The organism is Flavobacterium sp. FlaQc-57 (assembly GCF_044007395.1).
GTDB lineage: Bacteria > Bacteroidota > Bacteroidia > Flavobacteriales > Flavobacteriaceae > Flavobacterium.
Map to the genome: position 1 here is coordinate 82,889 of NZ_JBIPDA010000003.1, position 22,129 is coordinate 105,017.

At 33.8% G+C, this 22,129-nt stretch carries 10 protein-coding genes; 1 reads left to right on the forward strand and 9 read right to left on the reverse strand.

Annotated features, from left to right (window positions below; all coding sequences use genetic code 11):
- Nucleotide 1: 1 nt before the first annotated feature.
- The 4 genes from ACHRVZ_RS11450 to ACHRVZ_RS11465 all read right to left on the reverse strand — a co-directional run bounded on the left by ACHRVZ_RS11450 (nucleotide 2) and on the right by ACHRVZ_RS11465 (nucleotide 8,098).
- Nucleotides 2-1,126: a glycoside hydrolase family 88 protein gene (locus tag ACHRVZ_RS11450; RefSeq protein ID WP_395422574.1), complete on the reverse strand. Its 1,125-nt coding sequence runs from the start codon at nucleotides 1,124-1,126 to the stop codon at nucleotides 2-4.
- 184 nt (nucleotides 1,127-1,310) lie between these two features.
- Entirely contained in the window at nucleotides 1,311-3,017 is a 1,707-nt protein-coding gene (locus tag ACHRVZ_RS11455) for a RagB/SusD family nutrient uptake outer membrane protein (RefSeq protein WP_395422575.1), read from the reverse strand.
- A gap of 21 nt (nucleotides 3,018-3,038) precedes the next feature.
- Nucleotides 3,039-6,248, reverse strand: coding sequence for a SusC/RagA family TonB-linked outer membrane protein (locus ACHRVZ_RS11460; protein WP_395422576.1), 3,210 nt, complete (start codon nucleotides 6,246-6,248; stop codon nucleotides 3,039-3,041).
- A 311-nt stretch (nucleotides 6,249-6,559) separates the two neighbouring features.
- A complete protein-coding gene (locus tag ACHRVZ_RS11465; RefSeq protein WP_395422577.1) occupies nucleotides 6,560-8,098 on the reverse strand; it encodes an arylsulfatase in 1,539 nt (512 codons plus the stop codon).
- Nucleotides 8,099-8,578: 480 nt separating this feature from the next.
- On the opposite strand from ACHRVZ_RS11465, the gene ACHRVZ_RS11470 reads away from it, so the two are divergent.
- The gene (locus ACHRVZ_RS11470) at nucleotides 8,579-12,661 is read left to right on the forward strand and encodes a two-component regulator propeller domain-containing protein (protein WP_395422578.1); all 4,083 of its coding nucleotides are present in this window, start codon (nucleotides 8,579-8,581) and stop codon (nucleotides 12,659-12,661) included.
- A gap of 220 nt (nucleotides 12,662-12,881) precedes the next feature.
- Here the strand turns inward: ACHRVZ_RS11470 and ACHRVZ_RS11475 are convergent, their stop codons facing one another.
- The 5 genes from ACHRVZ_RS11475 to ACHRVZ_RS11495 all read right to left on the reverse strand — a co-directional run bounded on the left by ACHRVZ_RS11475 (nucleotide 12,882) and on the right by ACHRVZ_RS11495 (nucleotide 22,105).
- Nucleotides 12,882-14,297: an alkaline phosphatase gene (locus tag ACHRVZ_RS11475; RefSeq protein WP_395422579.1), complete on the reverse strand. Its 1,416-nt coding sequence runs from the start codon at nucleotides 14,295-14,297 to the stop codon at nucleotides 12,882-12,884.
- Between the two features lie 178 nt (nucleotides 14,298-14,475).
- Nucleotides 14,476-15,750 (reverse strand): histidine-type phosphatase, encoded by a 1,275-nt coding sequence (locus tag ACHRVZ_RS11480; RefSeq protein WP_395422580.1) that lies wholly within the window; start codon nucleotides 15,748-15,750, stop codon nucleotides 14,476-14,478.
- 83 nt (nucleotides 15,751-15,833) lie between these two features.
- Nucleotides 15,834-17,510 (reverse strand): RagB/SusD family nutrient uptake outer membrane protein, encoded by a 1,677-nt coding sequence (locus ACHRVZ_RS11485; RefSeq protein WP_395422581.1) that lies wholly within the window; start codon nucleotides 17,508-17,510, stop codon nucleotides 15,834-15,836.
- A gap of 13 nt (nucleotides 17,511-17,523) precedes the next feature.
- Complete coding sequence (locus ACHRVZ_RS11490) at nucleotides 17,524-20,736, reverse strand: TonB-dependent receptor (RefSeq protein ID WP_395422582.1); 3,213 nt, start codon at nucleotides 20,734-20,736, stop codon at nucleotides 17,524-17,526.
- Nucleotides 20,737-20,956: 220 nt separating this feature from the next.
- Nucleotides 20,957-22,105, reverse strand: coding sequence for a FecR family protein (locus tag ACHRVZ_RS11495; RefSeq protein ID WP_395422584.1), 1,149 nt, complete (start codon nucleotides 22,103-22,105; stop codon nucleotides 20,957-20,959).
- Nucleotides 22,106-22,129 lie beyond the last annotated feature (24 nt).

Below are 22,129 nucleotides of genomic sequence, written 5' to 3' on the forward strand. Positions count from 1 at the left end.
TTTATAAATACCATTTTTTGTATCGTAATAATGCCTCTAAAAAATAATAATCAGCATAAGTAAGCGGTACATCTATCTCGCTGTCATGCGGAATTGATCCCACACTATGCATTAAAATATAGCCGCCATTAGTTCCTAACTCAGCTCTGTATTTAGGAGTTGATAATGATTTTAGAATAGTTTCGGCTACATTTACATACTCCGTTTTTTCTTTACCTGTTGTATATTGACCAAGTTCTAAAAATGCCGATGCATATACCGAAGCTGCTGAAACATCTCGCAATGCATTTGGAATTTCAGGCGCGTCAAAGTCCCAATATGGAATCTTGTCACTTGGTAAATTTGGATTATTCAATATAAATTTAGCAATACCACGTGCTTGTTTTAGATAAGCTGGGTTTTTAGTAAATCTGTACATCATTGTATAACCATATAAAGCCCATCCTTGCCCGCGACTCCAGGCGCTTTCATCTGCAGCTCCCTGAGCAGTAACTTTTTTAAGAACTTCTCCTGTATTGAGATTGTAATCTAGTACATGATAGCTGCTGTAATCAGGGCGAAAGTGATTTTTTATAGTAGTATTGGCATGGGTTTCTGCAATAGTAGCAAAGGATTTATCATTGCTGTTTTTACTGGACCATTCCAACATTTCGAGATTCATCATGTTGTCAATGATAACTGGTCCCATGAACTTTTTCTTTTTTAATCCTCCATCCGTAACATCCCATGATTGAATTACTTTAGCATTTGGACGATAACGGGTAGATAATGATTTGGCCGATGTCAGGATTACATCTTTGTAGACAGGATCATTTAAAAGGCGGTAAGCATTTCCATAACTGCAATACATCATAAAACCCAAATCATGGTTTTTAGTGAATGTTTTAACCGGTTCCAAAATGGCAAGACGTTTTTTTGCAGTGGTTAAAACAGTTGGGTTTTTGGTATATTCATAAATATATAATAATGTTCCTGGATAAAAACCACTACACCACCAGTAAACATCACTGTTAACATTATGTTTTTTTTCATATGTTCGAGGCATAGAATCCTGAGGAGTATTTTTTTCCAAAAGCTTATATTGCTTTTCCGCAAATTCAAAGTTTTCTGAAATTAAATTTTTCATGGCCGTATTATTTTTTGTTTTTTGAGCCAAAGCACAAAGGCTGGAAAAGCATAGGAAGATAAGAATGAGTTTTTTCATTTTTTAAGGCATTAGATTGTATTTCGCCGAAAATATTGTTTCGAGCGAGACAGTAAAAAAAATTATAAATAACCTGAGACGATATTCTCTGGGCTTTTTTTGATGGTTACCAACCTTTATTTTGTGTCATCAGGGTATTTGATGATATTTCTAAAGAGGGAATAGGGAACAATAAGTGTTTTTCAACAACATTTTTTCCACCTAAACCGCCATACTGTTGGTTTCCAGAAGTTAATGTGCCTGTTGTTGGAGCGGCTGCCATATCTGCACCCACTGTATTCATGGTAGTAACAAATTTGTTCCATCGAATTAAGTCTGAACGGCGTGTTCCTTCAAAACATAATTCACGCATACGTTCATCTTCAATAAACAACTGAAAAGAAGGTTTAGAAGAAGCTGCTACGGTTGTTGCCGCATCTGATAATGCATAAGCTGCTGAAACATTCGTTTGTCCATAACCTCTGCGACGTACTTTGTTGACAGCTTCAATAGCACTGGCACTTGGTCCGTTTACCTGATTTTCGGCTTCAGCATACATTAAAAGTACATCGGCATATCTCAAGATTGGATAATTGATTGGCGTATAATTTTTATTTTTTGGAGTAAGCGTTTCATATTCTCTTCTCCATTTCCCACAGTCTCTGCCATATTGAATTGTTTTGGCAAGATTGGCTCTGGCTCCGGTACTATTATTTAGAGTGTAAGTTGTTAACACCCAGTCACGACGCAAGTCATTTCCTGCTGGATCATAGCTTCTGAATAATTTTCCTGTTCCTTTTAAGAAACCATAACAATGTCCCATAGAAGCTACCAAAGGACTAGTTGCTGCTGGCGAAAATGTAATACCGATATTATTTCCTAAACGGCCACCTTCAACATAAGAATCCGAAGCACGATTTCCTGTAAACTCAATTTCCCACATAGACTCATTTGTATCATAAGCGTCTTCACCGGCATTTATAAATATTTGACGGTAGGCATTATTTGGAGTATTAGCAGCAATTGATGGATTAAAAGTATTATAATAAGTTGCAGGTTGTCCAGTGGGTGCAATGGTCTTAAAACTAATGTTTAATTGATGTTGTCCTGAATCTATTACTTTTTTAGACCAAGCCAATGCATCTGCATATTTTGTATTATCCATTAAAGGATATCCTGCCATTTGTAAACAAACCCTTGCCAGAATTCCCTGAACGACTGTTTTATAAACACGGCTTGCCGTTAATGGTTTAGTTGCGCTAACTTTTGCTTCGGCTTCTGTCATATCTTTCAATATTTGAGCATAAATCTCAGTCGAAGGTGTTTTGGCTAACGCAGCCTGATTTGGGCTTGTGGTTGGTGTCAATCTTAAAGGCACATCACCAAATTTGCTTACCAATAAAAAGTAATAATATCCTCTTAAAAACAGGGCTTCACCTAATATAACTTTTCGCTTATCTTCGTCCATTGTTGGTAAATCGATATGTGCGATCAAATCATTGGCTCTGTTAATTCCGTTATAAAGTTCATACCACATATTTGAAACGTTTACATCAGTAGCATCAAAGCTATTAACAGACGGTCCTGATATTTGTGTGTTTCGGGCATAGTATCCTTCATCTGTACAAATTTCTAAGTTAAAAAACAGCTGGTTGCCATATAAAGTTTCCTGACCTAACGGATCATATACTCCGGCTAAAGCAGAAGTTAAACCTGCTTCATTAGTATAATATTGCTCAATAGCAATTTTCTGAACAGGTTCGGTATCTAAAAAATTCTCACAAGAACTGGTGGTAAAGGCCGCCAATACTAATATTATATATATCTTTTTCATTTTTTAAGTATTTTAATGTTGTTAAAATGTAATGTTAGTAGCAAAGAATACTGTACGTGCACGAGGGTAAGCAGAGAAATCAAACCCTGGAGTTAATGCAGAGTTATATGTGTTTACCTCTGGATCTGTACCTGAATATTTTGTCCAAGTGAATATATTCTGTGCCGAAAGTGCAAATCTTAATGATTTAAGGTGCATTTTTTTAACAAACTTTTGATCGAAAGTATAACCTATTGCTGCTGACTTTAATCTCAAATAAGAGCCATCCTCAACATAAAAAGAAGAATATCCAACTGCTGATCCTACTAAACCTTTTGTTCTGAAAACATCAGAATTTGGATTTGCTGCTGACCAACGATCTTCATAGCTCGCAAATTGATTTAAACCTTCCTGTCCTTTTTGATTTCCTTCAAATAGAATACGATTTGCATTTAAAATATCGTTACCATACGACCATTGAAAAAAGACATTTAAGTCAAAATTTTTGTAAGTGAAATTATTGCTAAATCCGCCTGTATGAACCGGTAAGCCATTTCCAATTTTAGTATAATCGCTTTTATTTATAGTCCCGTCACCATTTAGATCTTTATATTTAACATCACCAGGCTGAATATTTGCTCTCGTGTTTCCGTTAGTAGCAATTTCCGGTTTTAAAGTATATACCGTTACACCACTACCATTAACGGAAGTATTAAAATCATTGTATTTATAAGTTCCTTGATATTCAAAACCATACATGTCACCTAAAGATTCTCCTTTTTTAGCCACATAAGTACTTACGGTACTCCAGTTAAAATCCCAAGGAATAATAGTTTCTAACTTGTCTTGTCCTTCGGCTAAGGCTAACAGTTCGTTTTTATTGAAAGCGATATTAAAACTGCTGGTCCAAGTAAAATTATCAGTAATAATATTTTTTGTTACCAAACTTAATTCTAAACCTCTATTTCGTACACTACCAATGTTTTTATATGCTGTGGTGAATCCTGTAGATAAGGGAAGTTGCGCTTTAAGTAATAAATCTTTAGTTGTTTTTTGATAGACATCTGCAGTGAAAGTAATTCTTTGATTAAAGAAACCTAAATCAATACCTGCATCAACCTGTTCTGTCGTTTCCCACTTTAGGTCAGAGTTTCCAAGTTTTGTAGCCGCAACTCCAACAACATAATTCTTGTCAAAAGTATAGGTTCCAAATAAAGGATTTGCCGGATTGTAATAGGTGGTAAGATAATCAAAATCTCCTACACGATTGTTACCGGTTTGTCCATAGCTCAATCGTATTTTACCTTCAGATAGTTTTTTAAAATTTTTCAGAAAATTTTCTTCATTAAATTTCCATGAAACAGCACCCGACGGGAAATATCCCCAATGGTTTTTTGAAGGAAATTTAGAAGATCCATCTGCTCTGAAAGAAGCGGTAACCATATATTTAGAATTGTAATTATAGTTTACTCTTCCTAAAAAAGAACTCATTGTCCAAAGTGATTCACTTGGATCTATCCTTACCTGAGTTCCTTGATCAAAGCCGTCAAACATTATGTCTTCGTTTGGCAACTGATTTGCAGCTCTACCGCTAGACCAAGTTTTTTGTTTTTGAACAGTAAAACCTCCTAAAGCACTAAATTTTGATTTTGCTCCTAACTGTTTATCCCAAGTAAGGGTATTTTCATTCAGCCAATTGTTATAATTGTTTTGCATCATTCTTCCGTTTACCCCATTTGGATTCCCCGGACGTCCATAAGATGTTTTGGTATTATAGAACTCATCTCTATCAGAATGATTTTCAATAAAGCCATAAGTAGTTCTGAATTTTAAATCTTTGGTAAACAAGTATTCAAGATATCCATTTATAGCAATATTTTTAGTAGTCGTTACATTGTAAGTATTCTCAAGATTTAGAACAGGATTTACTCTGTAATCATTTGCTGAATCAATATTTGGGTCCATAAAAAGATCCTCAGGATTTTCAACATCAGGAGTATACGGACGAGATCCCCAAACAGAAGTCATAAGATTTGTGGTACCGCTGCCGCTAGTAGTCGACTGTGTAGGATCAAGACCTGTTTGTTTCAAATAGCTATAATTTGAATTAACTCCGATTTTTAACTTATTAGTGATTTTATAATCAACATTTGCACGACCTTGATATCTTAAATAATTTGAGTTTAATAATATACCATCCTGGTCAGTATATGATCCAGATAATGAGTATTTTATTTTTTTAGTTCCGCCGGAAATAGAAAGATTATTGTTTTGAAACAAAGCAGTTCGGGTAACTAAATCCTGCCAATCTGTGCTTCCCACATTTCTATAATCTTCAAGTGTTTTTCCCGGACCGGTAAGATAAATTTCCGTTGGAGTTTTTGATTGCCCTTGCGCACTAGTTAAATTAGTATTGTTTTCTAATTGATATTTTACGAATTCGTAAGTGCTCATTACATCCATTTTGTTGGCGATTTGCTGAATACCAATAGAGCTTGAAAAAGCAAAAACAGTTTTCCCTTCTTTACCTTTTTTGGTTTGAATTACAATAACACCATTTGCTCCTCTGGAACCATAAATAGCGGTAGCCGATGCATCTTTTAAAACCTCAATAGACTCTATATCACTTGGATTGATTATATTATTATTTGGATCCTCAATCAAGAAACCATCAATCACATACAATGGGCTATTTGATTGTGTAACCGAGTTGTTCCCTCTAATTACGATATTGGTCCCAGAACCTGGTCTACCATCTGATGAGGTTACCTGAACTCCGGCAACACGACCTGCTAAAGCTTCATCGAAAGAACGAACAGGAGATTTATTAAAATCTGACATTGATACACTTGAAACTGATCCTGTTAAATCTTTTCTTTTTACAGATCCGTATCCAATAACAACAATCTCATCCAGATTACTGGTTGTAGACTTTAGAACAACATTTAGTGAAGTTTTATTTCCCACTGCAACTGTAGCAGTTTCAAAACCCATATAAGAAAAAATTAATTGATCTTTTGAATCGGCCTTGATTTTATATTGACCACTATAATCCGTTACTGTGGCATCTTTAGTTCCTTTTACAAGGATAGAAACACCGGGAAGAGGATCTTTCTTTTCATCCTGTACTGTACCAGATATTATGTTGCTTTGTGCCTGAGCAAAAACCGGTGTCATTAATACGAACATACCAACAAATAAATGTATTAGCGTTTTATTAAACGGATGGTATTTCAAATTCAGTTTTTTCATAGTTAATTCTTGGTTATTAGTTAAATGTTGGTTTCGTTTACATAAAATAAAATATCAATTCGTAAAGAGCACACTATTTAAACACAGGCTATAGAAACAAGCATTCAAGTTATTTAAAAAAATGTCAACTTTAGTGTTTTTTTATTCCTTATGATTTGTACTGTTTGTTGGTTTCAAAATTATTTCGAAATCGTTTTCTTTGAGTAGAAAATCATCCTTTTCGGGAGGAAAATATTCCTTTTAGTTCTGTTTTTTGTATTAAAGGTTATTATTGTTTGATTTGAATGTCCTTAATTTGAGGGTTATATGTATTATTTCGAGCTATTCCGGGGCCATTTCATTATTTTTAATAATTGTGCCGCTAATGCTTTGGTTTTTTCAGGCATTTCTGCTGCTAAATTCTTTTCTTCTTTTGGATCTTTACTTAAATCATAAAGCTGAGGTGATTTTTGCAGGCCTGATGCGACATTTTTATTCATCAGCCAATCCGGAGTAGTTTTGCTTTGTGCCGCAATATATTTCCAGTTATCTTCTCTAATACTCATGGTAAAAGCTTCTTCGATCAGATATTTTCGTCCTTTATTGCTTTTTCCCATTAATACATCAAGCATATCGAAACTATCTGTTGCAGTTTCTTTATTTTGTATTTTGACCCCGATTAATTTTGCAAATGAAGCTAGTAAATCTACCTGACTGAATAATGCATCACTTTTAGAGGGTTTAATTTTATGTGGCCAATATATAATTGTTGGCACGCGTGTGCCTGCTTCATAAGCACTGTATTTCCCTCCTCTAAATTGTCCGGAAGGTTTATGGTTTCCTATGTTTGTTAACGATTTATCGGCATAACCATCATTTAAAACGGGACCATTATCACTACTAAAAAAGATAATGGTATTGTTTTCTATTCCTAACTCTTTCAGCTTTTTAACAATTTGACCAGTCATCCAATCCATTTGTACAATTGCATCGCCACGAGGCCCCAAATTTGTTTTACCTACAAATTTTGGATTTGGTGCTCTGGGTACATGAATATCAGGTATTGAAAAATACAGGAAAAACGACTTACCTTTATTATCTGTAATAAAATCAGCTGCTTTTTTGGTGAGAACATTAGGAAACTCTTCGTCTTTCCAATATGCTTTATGGCCACCGCTCATATAACCAATTCGGCTTATTCCATTGACTAAAGTGCCGCTATGTTGAGGATCTGCGTATAGTTTTAAAATTTCTTCATTTTCTAAACCAACAGGATCTGTTCCAATTCTCTTATCATAACTAACTGTTATAGGGTCATTCGGATCCAAATTAGCAACTTTATGGTTTTCAACAAATACGGTAGGAACTCTGTCTGGTGTTGCCGGAATTATGAAACTATAATCGAAGCCAAGTTCTAGTGGTCCGGGCTTAATTTCACGATTCCAATTCAGGTTGCCATTTCCTAAACCTAAATTCCATTTGCCTATTACTGCAGTGGTATAACCACCTTTTTTAAATATATCTGCAATGGTTTCTTGCTCCGGCTTTATAATTAATGGTGTATCTCCACTTAGCATATTCACATTATTTCTAAAAGGATAACTTCCTGTAAGCAGGGCAAATCTTGATGATGTACAGGTGGCAGCAGCACAATGTCCATCAGTAAATTGTATACCTCTGGCAGCCAAATCGTCTACATTTGGAGTTTTTACTGCTTTTGCTCCATAACAGCTTACATCGCCATAACCTAAATCATCAACATAAATAAAAATGACGTTAGGCTTTTTAGCAGTTTCATTTTTCTGTACGTGCGAACATGAGGCTATTGCCATTACTGAAAAGGTATAATATATAAGATATATTTTTTTCATAAGGTGCTACATAATCGGAATGCTTAATATTCAAAAAATAGTTTTTGATCACTTTTCCGATTTCAAATCTAATTCGACATCATTTTCAAAAGTGGTATTATCTTCCTTTTTTAGGTTAAAATCTTCCTGTTGCAGTGATTTTGTGCATTTTGAACTGTTTTTCATGAATTCTATAATCTAATTGTGTCACGATTCAAGACAATGAGTAAACTTAAACTTGTTAAAATTCACTATTTATCAAAAAATGTTGCGAATATCATATTTATAAAGTCTTAAAGAGGTATAAAAATTAGTATATTACAGATTTAAATGAATTTATTATTTTCAGACTTATGAATTTTCTATTACATTTGACAACCCTTTGTAATCTATTTAGAGCGTGTTATTGAACTGTTACTTTATACTTCGTACTTGTAAGTTTGATTACTGCATTGTATTTTAATTGATTACCTCATTTTATAAACCTTAAAAATCATTTTAATGACTTTTAAAAATCATAGCCTGATATTTCTGTTTTTTTGGATTTGTTTCCTAAGCTTGTTTTCTGTTTCAAAGGGTTTTTCGCAATCTAAGCCGATATCATTTAATCGCTTAGATGTTACGAATGGTCTTTCCAATAACTCGGTTTTGTCTATTAATCAGGATTCAACTGGATATATTTGGTTGGGTACAAAATATGGTTTAAACCGTTTTGATGGCCGAACGTTTAAAATTTTCAAAAAGGATCCTGAAAGCAAAACAAGTATATCGTCAAATGGTTTTATCAGAAAGTTAGAGCTTGATAATCATAATAATATGTGGGTAGCGTCTAGCGGATTGGATTTGTACCATCCTGAAGATAATTCCTTTGAATCTTTTATACCGCAAGGAGAAGATATTTTAAAGGTATTACAAGATGTTAAGGGCAATTTATGGGTAGGTTCATTGTCACAGCTTAAATTTAAAGCTGTAAACAGTAAAAAAATTATTCCTATTCAAATTGCAAAAGAGAACTTACAAGTTTCGGAACTTTTTGAAGATAATGAAAAACATATTTGGGTTGGAACCTCTGCTGGTTTATTTGAATTATTCTTCGCACACAAAAAACTTGTTGTAAAAAGACATTTTGGTTCGCTATTTAAAAGCGGGGCTACTGTCGATCAAATTACCAGTATTGTACAAGACGAAAGTTTAAAATACTGGATTGGTACAAAAAGCAACGGTATTTATCTTTTTGATAAAAAAACAGGAGAGCTGCGTCATTTTATAAAAAATAGTAGTGACAAAAATACATTGGTAAATAATAATGTTCGTAAAATTATACGTCATAAAAATGGAAGTCTCTGGATTGGAACTCAGGACGGTCTGTCTATTTTGAATCCCTACACGCATCTCTTTATCAATTACCAACACGATTCTACAAACCCGCACAGTTTAAGTCAAAATTCTATTCATGAAATTTTTCAGGATAAAAATGGTTCTGTTTGGATAGGTACTTTTTTTGGAGGAGTAAATGTCGTTTATTCAGTAAATACGCCTTTCACTATTTATCAAAACAATACCGAAAAAAATAGTATCAGCAGCAATGTAATTAGTGCAATTCTTGAAGACAATAAAAATAATTTATGGATAGGCACTGAAGCTGGAGGATTAAATTATTTTAATAGAAGCAGCCAACAATTTATCTCCTATAAAAACAGTATTACCAATAAAAATAGTTTAAGCTCTAATTTAGTCAAAGCGATTGCTATTGATAAGGACCAGAATTTATGGATAGGTACAGCTTTAGGAGGCTTGAATTTTTTTAATCCCAAAACTTCCGATTTTACGGTATATAAACGGAGTGCCAAAAACGGCAATAGTATCGCTTCAGATAATGTTAACTGCTTATTGCTTAGTAAACAAAATAAATTATTTATTGGAACAGAAATAGGACTTAATATTTATGATATTGCACAACAAAAGTTTAGTTTTTATGCCACTAGTGCCAATAAAGTGTTTCTCGAAAAACAAGTTACGGCATTATTTGAGGATAAAAAAGGTGCTGTTTGGATAGGTACTCCTATTGGAATTCATGTTTATAAAGATTCAAAACTGCTGTACAAAAAAATCAAAGACAGCGCAAACAAGCCATTTAACTACAATGTTAACTGCTTTCATGAGGATAGTCAGGGTAATATGTGGGTTGGCACTTACCATAACGGTTTAGCACTACTCAATCTAAAAAAAAACACCTTTAAAATTTTCAGTATTAGCGACGGTTTACCCAGCGATAATATATTGGGTATTACAGAAGATAACGATACCAATTTATGGATCAGCACTGATAATGGTCTGGTAAAATACAATCGGAATTTAAATACTTTCAGAAGTTTTAATATTGTAGATGGACTACCGGATATTCAATTTAATACCAATTCTTTTTTAAAAGACAGTCAGGGAAGAATGTTTTTTGGAACTTATAATGGCTTAGTTAGTTTTTTGCCTAATAACATAGAGAGAAATACGGTAGCACCGGATGTTGTGCTGTCAAATCTTAAATTGTTTAATATACCTGTTAGAATTAATGATGAAACAGGGCTTTTAAACGAAGATATTAATGTTACCAATACTTTAACTTTTGATCATAATCAAAATATTTTCTCTATTGAATTTTCGGCATTAAACTTTATAAAATCAAGTAAGAATAAGTATGCATACAAACTTGATGGTTTTGAAAAAAACTGGAATTATGTCGATATTCCAACGGCAACCTATACGAATTTACCTGCGGGGAAATATCAATTTATGATCAAAGCCGCAAATAATGATGGTATTTGGAACAAGAATTCAAAGAATATTAATATAGAGGTACTTCCGCCGCTCTGGAAGACCTGGTGGGCATATTTAATCTATTTTATAACAGCTTGTGTAGTAGCATACTATATTATTCAGTTTTTTAATGCCAGAGCAACGCTTAAGCAAGAGCTTTATTTTGAGCAATTAGAAGCTGAACATCAGCAAAAAAGCTATCAAATGAAGTTGGATTTTTTTACCAATATTTCGCATGAAATCAGAACACCATTAACGCTTATTCTTGGGCCAATTGAAAAATTAGAGCAATTAACTACGGCAAACACAACAGCAAATAAATATGCGCTCAGTATAAAAAAGAATACAGAACGACTGTATCGATTGGTGAATGAGTTATTAGATTTCAGAAAAGCAGATTCGGGGAATTTACGTATGTATTTCTTCGAAGAAAATATTGTGAGTTCGTTAAAAGAAATCTTTGATTATTTTCAAACGCTTGCCGAATCAAAAAATATTCAATACACTTTTAAAAGCAGCCATCCTCAAATTTTGGTGTATTTTGATAAGGATCAAATGGAAAAAGTTTTTTTTAACTTGCTTTCGAACGCTTTCAAGTTTACGCAAAACCAAGGTAAAATATCCTTAGAAATTATATTAAAAAATCAGCAGGTAAAGATTACTGTATCAGATAACGGCAAAGGAATTGCAATTGATAACATTGACGATATTTTCAATAACTTTTATCAGGCAGATCAAAGTATGGGTACAGGAATTGGCTTGGCACTTTCAAAAAATTTGATAGAACTTCATAAAGGTAAAATAAAAGTAAAAAGCAAACCAAGTAAGGCGAACAAAACAGGAAAAACCACTTTTACAGTAGTATTGCCACTGGGGAAAAAACATTTAAACGAGATTGATATTGTTTCTGCGTCAGAGATTGAAAGCGCAATTTATGAGGAAGTTGATCATTATACATCAGAAGACTTAATTGACAGTCCTGAAGTTATGGATAATAAAAACAAAGAAGCTCATATTTTAATTGTAGAAGATAACGATGAAGTAAGAGATTTTATCAAACAATCGTTAGAAAATCAGTATCATGTTCATGTAAGTGAAAATGGGCTGGAAGGCTGGAAAAATGCTATTCAGACTCTTCCGGATTTAATTATTAGTGATGTAATGATGCCGATCATGGATGGTTTGGAGCTTTGCAGAAAATTAAAAACAGATGCACGAACTTCTCACATACCTGTGATTATGCTGACAGCAAAGTCGGCTCCGATACATCAGATACATGGTTTGCAACATGGTGCGGATGCGTATGTTACAAAACCTTTTAGTGATCAGATTTTGCAATTGAATATACGTAATCTCTTGTCTTTAAAAGGATCGATGCAAAAGAAATACAGCGAACAATTATTAAAATTGCCAATTATAGAAAGTATAGAATCGTCGCAGGATGAAAAGTTTTTACAGAAACTACATCAGATTATCGAAAATAATATTGCCAATACTAATTTAGACCTCGCTTTTATTACTTCAGAAATCGGGATGAGTAAATCTGTTTTGTACAAGAAATTTAGTGCACTTACCAACTTATCACTAAATGAATTTATTAAAACACAGCGCCTAAAGCACGCAGTCGAGTTTTTTCAAAAAGGAGAAACTTCTATTGTGTCAGTTGCGATGCAAGTTGGTTTTAATGATGCAAAATATTTTAGCCGTGAATTCAAAAAAATATACGGTATTACGCCTAATGATTATATAAAAAAAGGGGAGGGCCTGACTTAATTTTTTTTCATGCAATGACAGTTTTGTCGTAAAAATTAAATCGTTAAAGTTTTAGAACATTTTATTTAGTTTCTATAATTCCTAATTTAAATCAAAAACTCGCACTGCTGTGCGAGTTTTGAAATGGTTTGTTCCATAATTTTATGTTAGTCACAAGATTGTAAAAACCTTCTAAACTTGAAGTAATTTGAATTATACGAAGTTATTTTTATATCATCATTTAAAACTTATTTTCAACTTCTGCAGCCTGCAGCATTAAGTAGTGCAAGTCTGTGTTTTTTACAAAAGGTTTTAAAAGTTCACTTCCAGGACCAAACATTGCGAGTTCTACATAGTCGGCAGAATGATCCATACTGATCCAGCCAACAGAATTTATTTTCCCCTGCATTTCTGCAAAAGCTTTGTAGGGAAGTTTTTTGTAATTATATAAACCATCCTCTTTATGAAGGTCTCCATAATACTCTAAGACTATTTTTGCATCGGCATCGGAAACAGAGTGTCCATTTGCTTTTTCAATAATTTCCTTTACCTGCGAAATGGAGGATTCAGGTTTTATTTGATTCAGAATCCATTCGTTTGTTTGGGTATATTTCTGAATGCTATCAAAGTTATCATTGGCATATTTCCCGTAAATAATCCCAGGATTTGCATTTCCGTGATCTGTAGTGATAATCACTAATGTTTCTTTGTCTTTTTCTGCAAAGTCTATAGCGATTTTTACTGCTTCATCAAATTCAATCTGATCGTTAATCAAGCCTGCAATATCGTTACCATGTGCTGCCCAATCTACTTTTCCGCTCTCAATTTGCAAAACAAAACCATTTTTATGGCTCTTCATTCTGTCAATTGCTTTTTGTGCCATTTCACCTAGACTAGGAACAGTATTCTTTAAATCTTCATCACTGTTTCTATCTACATAGTACGGAAGCCCGTCTTCTGCAAACACGCCTAAAATAGGTTGCGTAGTAGAAGCAGCCTCCATTTCAGATCGTGTTTTTACAACCTGATATCCTTTAGCTTTAAAAGCAGCAAACATGTCTTTTTTATCTTTTCTAGCTTCTGGACTGAAATAATTGGCTCCGCCACCCATCATAATATCAAAACCCAATTCTAAGTACTGTTCAGCAATGTCATCCTGCGCATTTCTGCTTTTGCTGTTAACACAAAAACCAGCGGGAGTAGCATGTGTTATTGGGACTGTTGTCACACAACCTGCCATTTTTCCAGCTTTCTTGAACTTCTGCCAAATAGGTAAATTGGGTTTCCCGTCCGGACTTACATTCAGTACTCCGTTATTTACACGAAAACCTCCTCCCCAAGAAGAACTCGCTGCCGATGAATCGGTTACTATAGAATTTGCTGAGGCCGTGTCCATTAATGCTCTGGAAACCCTGTTGTCTTTGTATAATTGTATCCAGTTAGAACCTTTACCAGTTTTTCTGTTCAGAAACAAATCAGTCATGTTTAATGTTCCTGTACTCATCCCGTCACTAACCAATAAAATAATATTTTTTGCTTTCTTATTTTTATTAACTGATTGTAAATCTAAAATATTAGCAGAACCCTGAAAAGGATTCATAACTACTGCTCCTAATGTAAATAAAGAGCCATTTCTAAAGAACTTTCTTCTATTCATTATTATATTATTTATTAGTATTTTTAAAGATAATCAGAAACCCGAAAATTACAAAAACTAAAAACATTGTAAAGTAAACACAGTTCCTTTCAGTTTAAGGTTACATTAAATTTTAATTCCGGAAATCCGTAAGAAGTACTGTGGTTTCATAAAACACACACAATACATTAGTGTTGCTTTATATCAAAAGTAAACTTTTATAATAAGTTTCTACATCTTTCCAATGGTAATAAGGGGCAATATCTGTTTGAATTGTTGGAACCAAAACTTCTTTTTCGTGAAGAAGGAATTTGACAAGTACATCATCTGATTTAGGCTTTCTAAAAAATACAATTTGAATATTTCCGGCCATTGGTGCTATTTTGAAATTACTCCAAACTTCGTAAAACTTCGCCGGATCTGAAATACTGTTATAGCTTCCTTCTAAATGTAGCAGCATTGCAAGCGGAACTAAATTTCCATCATGAGCAAAACGAAGTGTAGCTCCATTGCCTTTTGATGCAATTACTTTATTGGCATTTTCCAGGATATTTTTTAATGTTGGCTTTTGATTTTCAAACATAATTCCGTTGTTAAGAGCAGAGTTTGCATCGTTCACATACACACGATAGTTTCCGCATTGCCACAAGTCGAAAAGTTCTTGTTTTTCGAATAAATCGTAAAGAGATTGCTTTGTTTCTGTATTTTGCATTCCTCCAGCAATGGAGAACAAGTGTTCCATAAACTCTGATGGGTTTACTTTTTTGACAATATAACTGCTATCAGAAAAAAGAGAATTAACCAAACGATCCGGATTGGTATGTTTTGCTTCAAATTTAAGATATTCTTCTTTCCAGGTATCCTTTGCTGATCTAAAAACGATTGCTTCTGGTGTATGATGGTTTAGGTATCGCTGCCATTTTATACCTGAATTTCTAGTAAGCTGTAAACTCGGATTTAGCTCTTTAAGGCGTTCACAAAAAGCATCCATACTTAAAACCACACGCACTACTGTTGTAGCACTTGCATCTACTTTTGCCTCTTTTGTAAAAACATTTGGATACTGTTTAAACATACGTTCTGCAATACCTCTTTGTTCTCTTTCTCCCAAAGGGGCAAGATCTCCTCCACGAAATTCAACTTCTTTCCATAATTGTTGTAATCGCTTTAAGACATCTTTGCCTAAATCAGAAAGTGCTCCGTTTTTATTGGCATCTTCCAATTGATCTATTACAACTTTATAATCATTGTCACTTATTAGATAACGAGAACCATGACGCCCAAAATGACTTATATAAAACGCTTCATATCCTTTTGGAATGGCCGTGGTAGCAACAATATCTTTGGCAGGATAAGCATAATTAACTCCAGCTGTTTTCTCTGGAGTATCAAACATTTCTTGTTGGGTTGTTTGAGCTAAAATAATCGACAAATTAGCTAGTACAAACAATAGTGATAAACGGATTTTTTTCATCTTTTTTATTTAATTTTTGCAAAAAAAATATTCTAAACACCAACAAATATATGCTGGTATTTAGAATATAAATAATTAATACCTTATTTGAAATTAGGATTTTGTGTTAGATTAGGATTCACCGTAAATTCATCTTGAGGTATTGGGAATAGTTTGTATTTGTCATCTACATCTTTTCCGATATAATTACCCGCAGATCCGTCACTTCCTTTCCAGTCCCAATTATATCCTTTTGTGAATTTATTAAAACGGATAAGATCTGTACGACGCACTGATTCTGTATGCAATTCACGAGAGCGTTCATCTAATATAAAATCCAGCGTTAATTCGCTATCGTTTATTTTTCCGGAAACTCCTGTACCATATGCTCCGGACATGTAAGCTCTGTCTCTAATCTCATTAACATAAGCTAAAGCTTCGCCACGTCCACCGCTGGCACCTCTTAAAATAGCTTCGGCAGCCATTAAATAAGCATCGGCAGTACGAAACATTGGATAATCAATAGAGGCGTAAACGGTACCATCTTTTGCAATGTCTTTTCTGTCTTTGGTTTTATTACGCCATTTTATAGTAGCGTAACCGTTTTTAAAATCATTAAGAAACGCTTTTCCATTTGTCCAGGTTTCTTTGGTATGACCAATGGTATAAAACTGAGCGCGTTTGTCTTTTTTATTATCTCCCCAAGGATCATTTATGTCAAAAAGCTGGTCGGTAGGATCAAATTTATTTACCAATTGCGTTTTAAGTCGCGCATTTCCCCATCCGCCACCTGCAATACCAATTAAAGATGCCATAGAACCATCTGTGAGTGCTTTTATGGTGAAATTTGTTCCTGCACTATTTATCGTATTCTGACTGTCTTGTGGCAATGGCCAAATGATTTCTTTGCAAGTATTATTATCTGCCAGAAAAATATAACGATAATCTGGCGCTAATGGATATTTCCTTGAATCGATTATTTTCTTTGCATTTTGATACGCATTTTCATATTCATTTTTACCAGCCCATACCTGAGCATTTAAATAAACACGAGACAATAAAAACCATGCTGCCGCTTGATCAACACGCGCATATTCATTTTCTCCCGGGGCTTTTAGTTTATCTTTAAGATCTTCTGTTTCTGAAACTACAAAAGCATAAATTTCCTGACGTGTTTTTTGATGTGGAATAGTTCCTACTGGCATTGTTTCATCAACAAAAGGACCTGATCCGTAAAGATCACAAATCATACTATAACAATACGCACGAATAAAACGAGTTTCTGCACGATAATATGGCATTTCGTTTTTTAATTCATCGTACAAATTTCTCTCTTTCAACTTACTATCTGTTGATTCGCGTAAAAATTCGTTACAATAACTTATAGTCATGTAAAGACGATAGTAAGAATACATATTAATTGAAGTTGATTGATTCCACGACACAAACAAAAGATCTCTTGAACCTTGCGAACTACCGGAATGCAACGCTATTTCGTCTGTTGTACATTCTTGCTGATAAAATATAGCTCTTGTATATCCGCTATAGCCTGTATCGTAACCACTAAGATCTCCGTCTTTATCAGGACCAGATTGACCATTAAGTATTAGCGATCCGTAACATTTGGCTAGAACTGCTTTATAACCTTCTGAGGTATTATAAACTTTATCACTCGTTAAAACATTTTTGTTTAGAGGCAATGTGTTCAAATCGTCTACACAAGAACTAAAACTGAAAAGCAAAAGAGTAATTGTTATATATTGAAATAATTTCGTTTTCATAAATTATTTTGTTTTAAAAATTAGCATTTAGTGATAGGGTATAAATTCTTGGTCTTTGATATGTGTTACTGTCCAAACCATTAAATACTTCAGGATCGATACCCTTATATTTGGTTATTGTTGCAACATTTTGCATACTAAAAGCCAATCGAAGCGATTTTAAAGCTGTACTTATTTTATCTAATGTAAAACCGGCAGTTATATTATCGAATTTAAAGAATGCTCCGTTTTCTAAATAAATATCAGAAAAATATTGCGCCTGTGTAAATCCTTTGTCCAGAGCTGCCTCAGAAATATTGCTCGAAATACCACTTGCACCATAAAGAGAACTAAGAGATTGTTGTGCTTCCTGATAGTTAAATACATAATTTCCAAAACTTCCGTGACCATTGATACCAAAATCCCATTTTTTGTATAATAATCTCGTTGATAAACCGTAATAATACGGTGTTCTTGAACTTTTTCCTGTGATGTATTTATTGGTATCTGTAGTGCTTGTTGTAACAGAACCATCTTTTCCGATGTATTTACCATCTAATGGTTTTCCGTTGTCATCATAAGCTTGGTGTAACAAGAAAAATGTGTTTGGAAGTTCTCCAACTTTATTTATTTGAAAATCATTTCTACTAACAGAACCCGTTTTTACATAAGAATCCTCTCTGTCGATAATGTTTAATTTTGTGATCTCAGACATACTGTAGGTAAAGTTTCCGCTAAAGGTCCATTCCAAATCCTTCGTTTTTACCGGAATCACATTTAAACCAAACTCCATTCCTTTCCCTTTCATATTACCAATATTGGTTTGTATTAAATTGGTAAAATTACTTCCGGCAGGTACCGCAATGTTATTTAACAAATCTGAAGTATATCGCTTATAAACATCAATAGTACCTGAAACGCGATTATTAAAAAAACCGTAATCTAAACCAATATTATAAGTAGTTGTAGTTTCCCATTTAATGTTGGGATCGTATCCGTTTGGTCGGTACATGTTTACCCAATCGCTTCCAAATTGATAACGAGCCTGATCTTGAGAAACGGTGTAAGTGGCTAAATAGGGATGATATCCTCCAATATCCTGTTGACCGGTTTGTCCATAACTCAAACGAAGTTTAAGATTCGATATTGATTCGATATTTTTAAAAAAACTTTCTTCTGATAATTTATATCCAACCGCAACTGATGGAAAATATCCCCATTGATTTTCAGGAGCAAATCGAGACGAACCGTCGGCTCTTAAAGTTGCTGTTACCAATAACTTTTGATCGAAAGAATAATTTACACGTCCAAAAAAAGAAAGCAGATACAATGCATCTTCATCTTGATAAGCCGGCGTAGGATATCCTTTGATAGTCTGGTCATGATTTTCATATCCAAATTTCTGCCACTCATATCCAGCCATCGCATTGATATTGTGTTTTTCGGTAATATCTTTTGTGTAGTTGGCATACGACGAAAAGATATAATTCTTATTATTATCCTGCTTTTGATATTCTCTTCCTGTACCGTCATTGTTGTTAGAGGTATACATAGACGGTGCTTTATCTGGAGTAAACTCACTATAATCTTTCTTTAAAACGTCGTAACCTAAATTCAGATTTAAGTGAAGATCTTCAAATCCGTGAATTTTATAATCCAAAATTATATTTCCTATCGAGCGTTTTGTTTTATTTAGTTTGTCTGTTAAAACCAAATTTGACACAGGATTAATTGAAGATAACGGGATTGCTTTTCCGTTACTATCAAGCCACATATAATATCCTAAACCCATATCATTTGGATAATTGGCATGTACAGGACGCGTTGGGTCAAATGAAATGGCTCCTCCAATTTCGCCAGTCGATGCCGGATCTTCATTTTCAACGCTGGCTTTTACATTCACATCAACAGATAAATGTTTGTCTAAAAATTTTGGAGATAAACCAACTCCTACTGTGTAACGCTCGTAGTTATTTTCTCGTAAAACGCCTTCCTGATTAAGATATCCTCCGGATATGCGATAAGGGATTTCTTTTATCGAACCTGTAAAAGACAAATTATGATCCATACCAAAAGCCGTTCTGTAGATTTCTTTTTGCCAGTTTGTATTACTATTCCCTAATTTGAAACTAGCCGGAACACCAATAGCGTGAGTAGAAAATGCATCGCGATACTGATCTCCGCTAAGGTTTTTATAATAACCGCGTACTTCACTTTGTGTAAAATTAGAGTTATAAGCAATTCTCATTCCTCCATTCTTACTTCCTTTTTTAGTTGTAATAATAATCACTCCATTTGATGCTCTGGAACCGTAAATTGCGGTTGCCGATGCATCTTTCAATACGGTATAAGTCTCAATATCGTTTGGATTAATAAAACTCAACGAGGCACTTTCGACAGGAACGCCATCAATAACCACTAACGGATCATTATTTGCCGATAAAGAAGCTCCCATACGAATACGAATCGTACCCACACTTCCCGGAGCACCGCTACCTGGAACAATATTTACGCCCGAAACTTTACCTACTAATGCGTCAAGAACCGTAGCCTGCAGCCCTTTGTTTAAAGCATCTGGTTTAACGGTAGTAAAGGAGCCTGTACCATCTTTCTTTTTAGTAGTACCGTAACCAATTATGACAACTTCTTCCATTTTTTGTCCTTGCTGCTGTAATACAACCACAAGATCACTGCCGGTAATTTTAACTTCCTGAGATTCCATTCCAATAAAACTCACGATTAATGTGGTAATATCGTCAGATAATTTTAATGTAAAATTTCCCCCTGCATCCGTTTGTGTAGAAATATTACTTCCTTTAGCTTTTATATTTGCTCCTTCAACGGGTTGGCCTTGGTCATTGATTACCGTTCCTGAAACACTTCTTTGAGCCTTAATTAAGTACAATTCGGTTTGCTTAGCTGGCGCAATAGTTTGATTCTTCTGCTCTTTAAGAGTCAGAATAATGTGTCTGTTTTCATACAGTTCAAATTCTATTTTGGTATCTTTAAATAATCGCTTCAGAACATCTTTTACAGTTTCTTTTTTTACATCAAAAGAGATTTTTCGATCAAGATCAATTTCTTTATTACTGTATATAAATCTATAGTCTGTTTTTGATTCAACTTCTTTTAGAACAGTTTCTACACTAACATTCTTCAAATTCATAGAAATTTTGGCGTTCTGAGAATAGCCGCTGGCATGCATTTCAAAAAGAGAAACTACCAACAATAATGTTGTAAATTTCATTTTTAAGCTAATTTTAGAAAGGATTGGACACACCAAACCCGGTTTGGTTATTTTTTTCATATTTTTGTTTCGTTATTTAATTTAGCGATTAGATTTTAGTTGAATTAATATCAATTCTATTCAGGGGATGTACCAGATTCCCTGAATTTTGATAAAATTCTTTTTTTGTTTTGGTTGATATTTTTTTTCTTTTTTTACTTCATATTTTTTTCTTTTTGAATTAATTAATAATAATTGTATTGTCTTTTATGATGTAAGTAAAATGATAGATTTTACTTAAGTAAAGCATTATGTTTTCGATTTTATCAATATCCTGATTAAAAGAGGCGCTAAACACCTCATTATCCAAGTCTTTATTATTGTTGACAATTGACACATTATAAGTTCTCTCTAATTTTTGAGCAATTTTCTTAAATGACATTCCTTTAAAAATCAATTGCCCATTCATCCAGGCGGTATAATCACTAACATCAACTTTTTTGATCGTAACCTGATTATTTGATTTTGTCCAAGATGCTTTTTCTCCGGGAACCAGAATAGATTTTTGATTTGTAATATTCTTTTCAAAGACCTGAACAGATCCTTCCACTAAAACCGTATTAATGTTTAGGTCTTCTTTATAAGCCGAAACATTAAATTTAGTTCCTAATACTTTTACATTCATGTCGTTGGACTGTACAATAAAGGGATGAGATTTGTCTTTTGTAACTTCAAAAAAGGCTTCTCCGGTTAAGTACACTTTTCTATAATGTCCTTTTATAAAGGTGATAGGGAATTTTAAAGATGAACCCGAATTAAGATGAATTTTGGTCCCATCAGACAATATAACCTGGAATTTTTGGCCAAACGGAATCTTTAATTCATTGTAAGCAAGCTGGTCTGATTCTGAGTTTTTTTCGCAAACCAGAACATTGTTTTTTTGCACATTCATCAAATTTCCGTTAGCGGTTTTTATTTCCTGATCTTTGTGTAAAACAAGTGTTTTGGTTTCTCCATTTGCTAAACGAAGGGTAATAATATTTTGATTAGAAATTGGTTTCGGAGAATCAAACATATTAAAATGATCTGAAACAAAATACGTAAGACTCAATAAACAAACCAAGATAGCTGCATACCTAAAAACAGACTGATTTCTCTTATAGAAAGACTTTTCACTTTTCTGTTCTATCTTTTCTAATACAGACTGCCATGCTTTATCAGCGTCAATAGTATTATAACTTTCTATGTTCTTATTTATGTACTCAAAGTCTACCTTTTTTGCAAAAGGATATTTAGTCTTTAATTTTTTTAGTTGTAGCTTTTCAGACTCTGATAGAAACTTTAATTTCTTCTTTATAATTAGTCTTGAAATAGTGAAAATTGCTTTCATTACAAGTTGTTTTCTTTATAGAAC